At 65.9% G+C, this 10,484-nt stretch carries 8 protein-coding genes; 1 reads left to right on the top strand and 7 read right to left on the bottom strand.

Annotated features, from left to right (window positions below):
• From BGRAMDRAFT_RS26795 to BGRAMDRAFT_RS26770, 6 genes are all read right to left on the bottom strand, one after another.
• The coding region (locus tag BGRAMDRAFT_RS26795) for a branched-chain amino acid ABC transporter permease (protein ID WP_232292374.1) at nucleotides 1-765 on the bottom strand (765 nt) is incomplete at its 3' end.
• A 64-nt stretch (nucleotides 766-829) separates the two neighbouring features.
• Nucleotides 830-1,768, bottom strand: coding sequence for a branched-chain amino acid ABC transporter permease (locus BGRAMDRAFT_RS26790; protein ID WP_006052024.1), 939 nt, complete (start codon nucleotides 1,766-1,768; stop codon nucleotides 830-832).
• Between the two features lie 2 nt (nucleotides 1,769-1,770).
• Nucleotides 1,771-2,235 (bottom strand): acyl-CoA thioesterase, encoded by a 465-nt coding sequence (locus tag BGRAMDRAFT_RS26785; RefSeq protein ID WP_029967703.1) that lies wholly within the window; start codon nucleotides 2,233-2,235, stop codon nucleotides 1,771-1,773.
• Between the two features lie 200 nt (nucleotides 2,236-2,435).
• Nucleotides 2,436-2,966 carry an NUDIX domain-containing protein gene (locus tag BGRAMDRAFT_RS26780; protein ID WP_006052022.1) on the bottom strand — a complete coding sequence of 177 codons (531 nt, stop codon included), beginning with the start codon at nucleotides 2,964-2,966 and terminating at the stop codon, nucleotides 2,436-2,438.
• Nucleotides 2,967-3,423: 457 nt separating this feature from the next.
• A complete protein-coding gene (locus BGRAMDRAFT_RS26775; RefSeq protein WP_006052021.1) occupies nucleotides 3,424-4,455 on the bottom strand; it encodes a threonine aldolase family protein in 1,032 nt (343 codons plus the stop codon).
• Between the two features lie 420 nt (nucleotides 4,456-4,875).
• A complete protein-coding gene (locus BGRAMDRAFT_RS26770; RefSeq protein WP_044021892.1) occupies nucleotides 4,876-6,219 on the bottom strand; it encodes a YbfB/YjiJ family MFS transporter in 1,344 nt (447 codons plus the stop codon).
• Nucleotides 6,220-6,365: 146 nt separating this feature from the next.
• Between BGRAMDRAFT_RS26770 and BGRAMDRAFT_RS26765 the strand changes: the two genes are divergently transcribed.
• Nucleotides 6,366-7,340, top strand: coding sequence for a LysR family transcriptional regulator (locus BGRAMDRAFT_RS26765; protein WP_006052019.1), 975 nt, complete (start codon nucleotides 6,366-6,368; stop codon nucleotides 7,338-7,340).
• 240 nt (nucleotides 7,341-7,580) lie between these two features.
• Here the strand turns inward: BGRAMDRAFT_RS26765 and alaS are convergent, their stop codons facing one another.
• Nucleotides 7,581-10,205 (bottom strand): alanine--tRNA ligase, encoded by a 2,625-nt coding sequence (gene alaS / locus BGRAMDRAFT_RS26760; protein WP_044021891.1) that lies wholly within the window; start codon nucleotides 10,203-10,205, stop codon nucleotides 7,581-7,583.
• Nucleotides 10,206-10,484 lie beyond the last annotated feature (279 nt).

Genomic DNA, 10,484 nt, shown 5'->3' with positions numbered 1-10,484 from the left:
CCGTTGCATCAGCACCGAGCCCGAGCGCACCATGCTGACGCTTTCCGTCGACACCAGTTCGACATTGATGAGCGCCAACGTGCCCGCGACGCCCGCAAAAAACGCCGAGATCACGACGACGCCGTGGCGAATCCGTCGCGGATAGCAGCCGATGGCCGCGGCCCGCGCGGGGTTGTCGCGCACCGCATTGGCAAGCCGCATGAACGGCGAGCGCGACAGCGCGAACATCGCCGCGCTCGCGAGCAGGCACCACAGCGCGATCAGCGCATACGCCTCGCGAGCCGGGCCGAATGTGAAGGCGCCGAGCGGCGGACCGCTCGCGCGATCGATCGCGACGCCCGCCTCGCCGCCGAACCAGTCGGGCAAGGTCCACGCGGCCGCCGCCACGAGTTCGCCGATGCCGAGCGTGATCATCGCGAATGCGGTGCCGGCACGCCGCGTCGAGATGAAGCCGAGCAGCGCGCCGCATACCGCGGCCCCTGCTCCGCCGATCAGCGGCAGCAGTACGAGCGGCACGCCGGCGCGATTGAACAGATGCGCGGCGATCAGCGCGCCTAGGCCGGAATACGCTGCGTGTCCGAACGACAGCAATCCCGTTTCGCCGAGCAGCAGATTGTAGGAAAGCGCGAAGACGATCATCGTCGCGGTCTGCGCGAGATAGGCGAGCAGCCAGCTTTGCGGCGACAACAGCGGCGGCACAAGAAGCAGCAGGATTAGTGCGAGCCACGGTAATAGACTGCGCCAGAGTGCGCGTTGGGGCCGCATGTCGGATTCGGCGGAGTCGGCGGGCGTTATCGTCGAGGCGACTGCAGTTGCTGACTTCGAGACCTTACGCATGATCGTCGCGCCGTCCGAAGAGTCCGCGCGGGCGCAACGCCAGCATCGCGACGAGCAGCAGATACGGGATCAGCGGCGCAAGCTGCGCGAGCGTCAGCGCGTCCCATTCGCGCGGCAGCGAGGCGTCGAAAACGGCGAGCACGTCGCCGAGCGAAACGTCGCTCGCGACCGCGAGCGTCTGAATGCAGCCGATCAGCAGCGACGCCGCGAGCGCACCGCCGAGCGACCCGAGCCCGCCGATCACCACGACGACGAACACGATCGAGCCGAGCGATTCTGCCATCGACGGTTCGATGACGGAAAGCGGCGCGCCGATCACGCCGGCCAGCGCGGCCAACGCCGTGCCCGCCGCGAACACGCCGGTAAAGACGCGCGGCACGTTGTGGCCGAGCGCTTCGACGGCGCTCGCGTGCGTGAGCGCGGCGCGCACCACGAGCCCCGCCTTCGACACACGTAGCACCGCGTACAGCGCCGCCAGCATGACGAGTGAGAGCGCCATCATGAACGCGCGATAGCGCGCGAAGGTCGCGCCGTAAAGCGTGAAAAGCGGACCGTCGAGTACAGCCGGCACGCTCGCGCCGAGCGGGCTCAAGCCCCAGCCGAGCTTGACGAGTTCGCCGAGCACGTAGGCCGCGCCGAAGGTCAGCAGCAACTCGGCGAGATGTCCGTGACTTCGCACGCGACGCAACAGCCAGCGCTCGAGCGCCGCGCCGATCAGGCCGACGACGAGCGGCGCGATCACGAGCGCGGCCCAGAAACCGAAGCGCGCCGCCACCGAATAGCCGACGTAAGCGCCCAGCATGTAGAAGCTCGCGTGCGCGAAGTTGAGCACGCCGAGCATGCTGAAGATCAGCGTCAAGCCCGCCGACAGCATGAAGAGCAGCAGGCCGAAGCTGATTCCGTTCAGCAGATTGATGACGAACGACTGCACGCCTAGTCCGCGGTGCCGATGGCAACGCCGATCGGCTCGAGCGCCGCGCGCAGTGCGTCGGGCAGATTCACCGGACGGCGCGTCACGCGATCCACGTACACATGCACGAAGTGGCCTTGGGCGGCGGCTTCGTCGCTGCCTTCGCGGAACAGTCCGACTTCATAGCGCACGCTCGACGCACCGAGCCGCGTCACCCGCAAGCCTGCGTCGACGCGCTCCGGAAACACCAGCGGCGCGAAGTAGTTGCAATGCGTTTCCACCACGAGTCCGATGGTCGCACCGCGCTCGAAATCGAGCACGCCCGCGCGGATCAGATACTCGTTCACCACCGTATCGAAGTAGCTGTAGTAGACGACGTTGTTCACGTGACCGTAGACGTCGTTGTCCATCCAGCGCGTGGTGATGGTGAGGAAATGCGGATAGGCGCTTCGTGCGGTGGGTTGGGGTTTGGATGCGGTCGTGGACATGGGCGTTGGTTCGAACGAAGGTGGCTGTGGGGCGCTTTTGTTTATCGGTGCATCGCGGAGAGTCGTTGCTGTGGTGCCATTGGTGCCATTGGTGCCATTGGTGCCATTGGTGCCATTGGTGCCATTGGTGCCGTAGTGCCGTTCGTCGACGCCGCTGCGAGACCTGCTTGCGGCGAACTCGGCGAACGCGGCAAACGCACTTACTGTCCCGGCTTGTCGACGAATTCGAACGGCAGACCGCGCCGCCGCATCCATTCGCCGAGCGCCTGACCGGTGCCCGCGCGCCAGGGACGCAGATTCTCCGGTTCCACGAGCCGGTATTCGAGCAGTTCGGGCGACAGCGAAATGGTGCCATGCGCCTTCACGTGATACGCGATGATCAGTTCGTTCTTGCGGATGAATTCATACACGCCGATCAGTTCAACCGACTCCGCGTGCAACGACGTCTCCTCCCACACCTCGCGCGCAATGCCCTCCTCCGGCGTCTCGCCGTTTTCGAGGAAGCCGGTGATCAGCGCGAACACACCCTCGGCCCATGCGGCGTTGCGCGCGAGCAGAATCTTGCCTTCGTATTCGACGATCGCGGCAACCACCGGCAGCGGATTGTTCCAGTGGACGTAGCCGCATTGCTCGTCGGGACAGGTCTGGCGGATGCGCCCGCCTTCATGCTCGGCGTCGGCTCGCTCGATCAGAGGCGTCGAGCAGCGCGGGCAGAATCGGTAGTCGGTCATGGTGAGTGGTTTTTTGTGGGGTTTGTCGCGGTCGGCGGTGGGTATGTTGGGTGCGTTGGGCTGCGTGGGCCTCGGTCGCTATTGTGCGGGCCTCGCCGGTTCACGGGCTCTGCGGACTGGCGAGGCCGGCTTGGCGCAGCGCAGATCGTGTGGCATTGTGGGTTGCGCGGCTCGTCGCTTTCATGGGTTGAGGCAGCATGGCCCGAGGGTTTGCGTGCGTGGTGTGCGTAGCTTGTGCGGCCTGCCGCGCGTGGGTGGCCTGCATGGCTTGCATAGCTCGCGCACCTTGCATCGCTTGCGCACCTTGCATCGCTTGCGCACCTTGCATCGCTCGCGCACCTTGCATCGCTCGCGCACCTTGCATCGCTCGCGTGGCTTGCATGGCCTGCGGCGCTCGCCGCCGCGCCCACTTCGCCCACCTGCAGCGCCCTCCGCGCCTTACGCGACGCACGCCATCTTACGCCGCGCATAGCTCGCGCACTTCCGCTACGAAGCGCTCGACCGTTTCCGGCTGCGTGTCCCACGCGCACATCAGCCGGCAGCCGCCCGCGCCGATGAACTCGTAGAACTTCCAGCCGCGCTCGCGCATGGCCTTCGCGGCTCGCGCGGGCAACTGCGCGAACACCGCGTTCGACTCGCGCGGAAACATGATGCTCACGCCGGGAATGTCCTGCAAGCGCGTTTGCAGCAGCTCGGCCATCGCGTTCGCATGACGCGCGTTGCGCAGCCACACGTCGTTATCGAGCAGACCGAGCCACGGTGCGGAAATGAAGCGCATCTTCGACGCAAGCTGGCCGGCCTGCTTCAGGCGGTAAGCGAAGTCGTCGGCGAGCGTTCTGTCGAAGAACACCACCGCCTCGCCCACCGGCAAGCCGTTCTTGGTGCCGCCGAAACACAGCACGTCGACGCCCGCGCGCCACGTAATCTCCGAAGGATGCACGTTCAGCGCGGCGACCGCATTCGCAAAGCGCGCACCGTCCATATGCACTTTCAGACGATGCCGCCTCGCGACCTCCGCGATCGCGCGCACTTCGTCGACGCTGTACACGGTGCCGACTTCCGTCGACTGCGTCAGCGTGACGACCTTGGGCTTCGGATAATGGATGTCGGCGCGGCGCGTGACCACGGCCTCGATGGCGTCCGGCGTGAGCTTGCCGCCAACGCCCGGCGCCGTCAGCAGCTTCGAGCCGCCGGAGAAGAATTCGGGGCCGCCGCACTCGTCGGTTTCGATGTGCGCGAGTTCATGGCAGATCACCGAGTGGTACGACTGGCACAGCGACGCCAGCGCGAGCGAGTTGGCCGCCGTGCCGTTGAACACGAAGAACACCTCGCAGTCGGTCTGAAACAGATCACGCAGACGGTCGCAGACCTGGCTGGTCCAGGAGTCGTCGCCGTAGGCCGGTTCGTGGCCGCTGTTATTGGCGGCGATCAGCGCGTCGAGCGCCTCGGGGCAGATGCCGGCGTAGTTGTCGGACGCGAAATGTTGCATGCTGGGCGGCGCGGCCGGCGACAGGCGCGCGGGGATGACGGAAAGCGCTCATTTTAGTGCGCCCGGCGGCCGTTTGTTGTATCGGTTCGCTTCGCTGAAGTGGCAGCGGGGCTGAGGCGGGGCCCAGGGTTAGAGAGGTATCGGTGCGCGGGTCGGGTACGGCCGCGTCGAGGAAGCCGAATCGCCGTTCCGTCGTGGGACGACCGATGGGACTTCCTCTAGCCGAAGCACTGGGCGCAAAGCGCTAGGGCTTTTCGCCGTAGGGCGTCGCCGATAGCAGTTGGCGGTTGGCGTGTCGCTCCTTTTTGTTCATCAACCGTAGCCGACATGGCCGCCAAGTCCGACCCGCAGCAGCAAAAGCCTGCAGACGGACAATTCCGCCTTCTTCCTGGGCGGCATCGTTGCCGCGGCCGCGTGCGTTCAACCGCAGCCGCAGTCCGGCATCCGCCCTCGCCCACGCGGCATCCGCGCGACGACGACAAGGCCCGCCGCGCCCACCAGCAGCGCGCCGGCGGCCAGCCACAACGCGAGCGAAAACGAGCCGGTGTGCGCGGCGATCGGCGCGGCGACCAGCGGGCCCACGATCTGACCGAGGCCATAAGCGGCCGTCGCGTAGCCCATCAGGCCGGCTGCATCGTCGCCGCGCAGACGCCGCGCCTCGCGCATCGCGAACAGGGTGATCGCGGTGAACGGCACGCCGATCAAAATGCTGCCGAGCGAGAAACCGCCCGCCGTCGGCCAGACGATCCCAAGCGCGATACCCGCGGCTTGCAGAACGTAGCTGCCCGCCAGCAGCACGCGGTTATCGAGATGCAACGGCAGGCGCGCTGCGAGCAATGCGCCGACCATCAGCGCCGCGCCGAACATCGGCCAGAACAGGTCGGGCCACGGCGAGCCGGGCAACGCGTGACGCGCGATAACAGGCAAAAACGTCGCGGTGATGATGTAGCCGAAGCCCGGCACGCCGTACAGGACGACCAGCCAGAAGGCGTCCGCGCGATGCGTGGCAGGCGCGCTGTTGACGGTTGGATGTCGCGTTGTGGCGGCGCCCGCACGGCTTGCGCCGGTTTCGTCCGACGTCGCGGCGGCCACGTCGCTGGCTCTCCGTTCTGTCGCAGATGACGCCGACGCGCGCCCTGCCGCCTTACGATCAGACGCGGCCGCATTGCCGAACGCCGGCCACACCGCTGCCGCCAGCACCGCCGAAATCAGGCCGAAGCCGATCCAGCCCGCCGTCGCGCCATAACCGCCCGCCGCGCTCACCAGCAGCCCCGTTCCGACGATGCCGACGCCCGGCCCCGTATAAATCACGCCGCTCCACGCAGGTTGACGGAGCTCGGCGAGCCGCCGCAAGCCCCACTGCGACGCGAAAACGAAAGTCCACGCGCTGACCGCGCCCGCGACGAAGCGCACCACCGCCCACACCCAGAACTGGCTCGTGACGCCCATCGCGAGCGTCAACAGCACGGTCAGTGCGAGCCCCGCGCGCACCACCCGTGCAGGTTCCACGCGCAACGCCGCGCACGTGAGCGCGCCGACAAAGTAGCCCGCGTAGTTGAACGACGCGAGCCAGCCGCCGTGCTCGATGTCGATTGGCGGCTGACCGAACGCGCCGCCGTGCAGCATCAGCGGCAAAAGCGGCGTGAAGGCGAACCGCCCGACGCCGAGCGCGACGGCGAGCGTCACCATGCACGCAAGCGCCGCACGCCGGGCCGCATGAGATTCGGTGGGAAGGCGGTGGGCGTCGGAAGCGAGATCGTTCATGGGCGGCCATTCGAAAGGCGAGGGAGCGGTGGAAACCGCGTCGGGATCGCGGGCCCGGTGAGTCGCACCGGTAGTCTCATATTAGCTTGACGATCCAATCATGAAAAATGAATAATTTGGATACCATCCATCGCTAGGAGAGAATCGTGGACCTGGCCGCCTTGACGATTTTTCGGGCCGTCGTACGCGAGAACGGCGTGACGCGCGCCGCCGCGAAGCTCAACCGCGTGCAATCGAACGTCACCACGCGCATCAAGCAGCTCGAAGAGCAGCTCGGCGCGGAACTGTTTATCCGCGACGGGCGGCGTCTTGTGCTGACGCCCGCCGGTGAAACGCTGCTGCCCTACGCCGAACGCCTCCTCGCTCTCGCCGACGAAGCGCGCCACGCGGTGCGCGCCGACCGTCCCCGCGGACGCCTGCGTCTGGGCACGATGGAGAGCGTCGCGGCCACGCGTCTTCCGGGCCTGCTCGCGCAGTATCACCAGCAATGGCCGGATGTCGCGCTCGAACTGGAGACCGGCACGACCGGCAAGCTGATCGAGCGCGTGCGCGAATTCGACGTCGACGCCGCTCTGGTGGCTACGCCGTTCGACCCGGCGGTCCTCGGCGATGTGTTCGAGACGGTGCCGGTGTTCAAGGAGGAACTCGTGATGCTGACGCCGCGCGGGCATCGGCCGATCCGCGAAGTGCGCGACATCGCGCTGTCGACACTGGTTGCGTTCGAGCGCGGCTGCGCGTATCGGACCTACATCGAGAACTGGTATCTGGAGCACGGCGTGAGGCCGGCGCGCGTGCTGGAACTCGGCTCGTATCACGCGATCGTGGCTTGCGTCGCGGCGGGCGCGGGCGTTGCGGTGGCGCCGCGGTCGGTGCTCGGCTTGGCCGCCGACGCGAGCAATATCGCCGTGCATGACTTGCCGGACATCGGCGCGATCGAAACGCTGCTCGTCTGGCGACGCGGACATTTTTCGTCGGCGCTTAATGCGTTGAAGCAGACGCTGTTGGGGCAGGAGAATGTGCGGGGTTTGGGGGAAGCCGGGGGCGTTGATGTGGCGGATGTGGCTGGCGATGCCGAAGCGCATGCACGCGTTCAGGCTGACGTGGGCGCGGACGTCGCGTGATTTTGCGCCGAAGGAAGCGCTGCGTGGTTTGCGGCTGTTTCAGTGAGCGATTGCGGTTCACGCCGAAGTGAGGCGTTCACAACCGGCTCCGAACCGGCAAGCAACCGCTTGCGCAAAGCCGCTCGTGCAAAAAAATCGGGCCACGCACCACGCCGACAATCCGGCGCGCTACGTGGCCCTCTTTCTGAACTCTACAGCCGGCCTTAAAACAGCCAACCGCAGCTCACCAGCGAATCAGAATCAAAGCTGCGCTTCGACCCAGCCCTTCACGCCAGCCAGCGCTGCCGGCAGATTGGCCGGCTCGGTGCCACCGGCCTGAGCCATATCCGGCCGGCCGCCACCCTTGCCGCCAACCTGCTGCGCGACAAAATTGACCAGTTCACCGGCCTTGACCTTCTTGCTCGCGTCCGCCGTCACGCCGGCAATCAGACTGACCTTGCCGCCTTCGACGGAAGCCAGCACGATCGCCGCGCTCTTCAGCTTGTCCTTGAGCTTGTCCACCGTTTCGCGCAGCGTCTTCACGTCCGCGCCTTCCAGCGTTGCCGCGAGAACCTGCACGCCGGCGACTTCGATTGCCTGACCGGCCAGTTCGTCGCCCTGGCTCGACGCCATCTTCGACTTGAGCGCGCTCAGTTCTTTCTCGAGCTGCTTCACCTGGTCCTGCACCTGCGTGATGCGTTGCGTCAGCTCGGACGGCTGCGCCTTCAGCACCGCAGCCGCGGCGTTGATGCGCGCGTCGAGGTCCTGCACGAAGCGCACAGCGTTATCGCCGGTAATGGCTTCCACGCGACGAATACCCGCGGCCACACCGCCTTCCATCACGATCTTGAAAAGACCGATGTCGCCCGTGCGATGCACGTGCGTGCCGCCACACAATTCGCGCGAGAAGCCGAGATCGAGCACGCGCACTTCGTCGCCGTATTTTTCGCCGAACAGCGCCATCGCGCCGCCCTTCACCGCTTCGTCGAACGGCATGACGCGCACGATGCCCGGCGCGTTCGCCAGCACCTCGGCGTTGACGATTTGCTCGACGCGGCGGATCTGTTCGTCCGTCATGGGCGCGTTGTGCGCGAAGTCGAAGCGCGTCTTGTCCGGATCGACGAGCGAGCCCTTCTGCTGCACGTGCGAACCGAGCACTTCGCGCAGCGCCTTGTGCATCAGGTGCGTGGCCGAGTGATTGCGAGCCGTGCGCGCGCGGCGCACTGCGTCGATCTCGGCCTTCACCACGTCGCCGACCTTCAGCGTGCCCTGTTCGAGCGTGCCGTGATGACCGACCACGTCGGCCTGGACCTTCAACGTGTCCGCGACGGCGAAGCGCACGCTTGCGTTGGCGAGCAAGCCCTGGTCGCCGACCTGGCCGCCCGATTCCGCGTAGAACGGCGTATGGTCGAGCACGACGACGGCCTGCTGGCCGTGCGTGACTTGCTGCACCGACGCGCCGTCCACATACAGCGCCACGACCTTCGCGTCGTCGAAAACGATTTCTTCGTAGCCGTGGAACGTGGTCTTCGCGCCCGAGTATTCGAGGCCCTGCGCCATCTTGAACTTGCCGGCCGCGCGCGCCTGTTCGCGCTGACGCGCCATGGCTTCGTCGAACGCTGCTTCGTCCACCGTCACTTCGCGCTCGCGGCACACGTCGGCCGTGAGGTCGAGCGGGAAGCCGTACGTGTCGTGCAGCTTGAACGCCAGTTCGCCGTCGAGCGTCTTGCCGCCCTTCTTGTCCAGCTCGGCGAGCGCGTTGTCGAGGATCGACATGCCATGCTCGATGGTCTCGAAGAAGCGCTCTTCTTCCTGACGCAGCACGTCGGTCACGCGTTGTTCCGCGTCCTTCAGTTCGGGGTAAGCGCCGCCCATTTGCGCGACGAGGTCGGCCACCATGCGATGAAAGAACGAACCCTTCTTGCCGAGCTTGTAGCCGTGACGGATCGCGCGGCGCACGATACGGCGCAGCACGTAGCCGCGGCCTTCGTTGCCGGGAATCACGCCGTCGACGATCAGGAACGAGCACGCGCGGATGTGATCGGCGATCACCTTCAGCGAGTTATTCGTCAGATCGCTCACGCCGGTTTCGCGCGCCGCAGCGTTGATGAGCGCCTGGAACAGATCGATTTCGTAATTGCTGTGCACGTGCTGCAAGACAGCGGCAATACGCTCGAGGCCCATGCCGGTGTCGACGCACTGCTTGGGCAGCGGCGTCATGTTGCCTTGGGCGTCACGGTTGAACTGCATGAACACGAGATTCCAGATCTCGATGTAGCGGTCGCCGTCTTCGTCCGGCGATCCCGGCGGGCCGCCCCACACGTCCGGGCCGTGGTCATAGAAAATTTCCGAGCACGGGCCGCACGGGCCGGTGTCGGCCATTTGCCAGAAATTGTCCGACGCGTAACGTGCGCCCTTGTTGTCGCCGATGCGGATGATGCGCTCGACCGGCACGCCGACTTCTTTCGCCCAGATGTCGTGCGCTTCGTCGTCTTCGTGATAGACGGTGACCCACAGCTTGTCTTTGGGCAACTGGTAGACGCCCGTCAGCAACTCCCACGCATAGTGGATTGCGTCGCGCTTGAAATAGTCGCCGAACGAGAAATTGCCCAGCATTTCGAAGAACGTGTGGTGACGCGCGGTGTAGCCGACGTTTTCGAGGTCGTTGTGCTTGCCGCCTGCGCGCACGCTGCGCTGCGCGGTCGTGGCGCGCGAATACGGACGCGATTCCGCGCCGAGGAACACATCTTTGAACTGCACCATTCCCGAATTGGTGAAGAGCAGTGTCGGGTCGTTGCCGGGCACAAGGCTCGACGAGCGAACGATCGTATGGCCCTTCGATTCGAAGAACTTGAGGAATTTCTCGCGGATTTCGGCGGCTTTCATGGCGTGCGGGGGACGGTCCTGACTATTCCAGACTTCTACCGGCGGCATCGTGAGATGCGCCAACTGTTTGTTTCTTAAACGACTGATTATACGGGATCGGCGCCCTTGCGCGGCAGCGCGGCGGGCCCGTTAGCCATTCGGCCAGGTTTGACCGGGCAGCATGGGACATCGGCATGCGTCTGATGCGTCTGATGCGTCTTATGACGTTCGGCCGACTGCGCCAGCCCGCGCCAATCGCTTAAGATTGCCCACATCCGCGGTGCCTCGCGCGCCGCCCAA

It is taken from the genome of Paraburkholderia graminis C4D1M (assembly GCF_000172415.1).
In the GTDB taxonomy this organism is placed as follows: Bacteria; Pseudomonadota; Gammaproteobacteria; order Burkholderiales; family Burkholderiaceae; genus Paraburkholderia; species Paraburkholderia graminis.
Note: the sequence above shows the minus strand (reverse complement) of the source record. Positions and strands in the feature narration are given on the sequence as shown.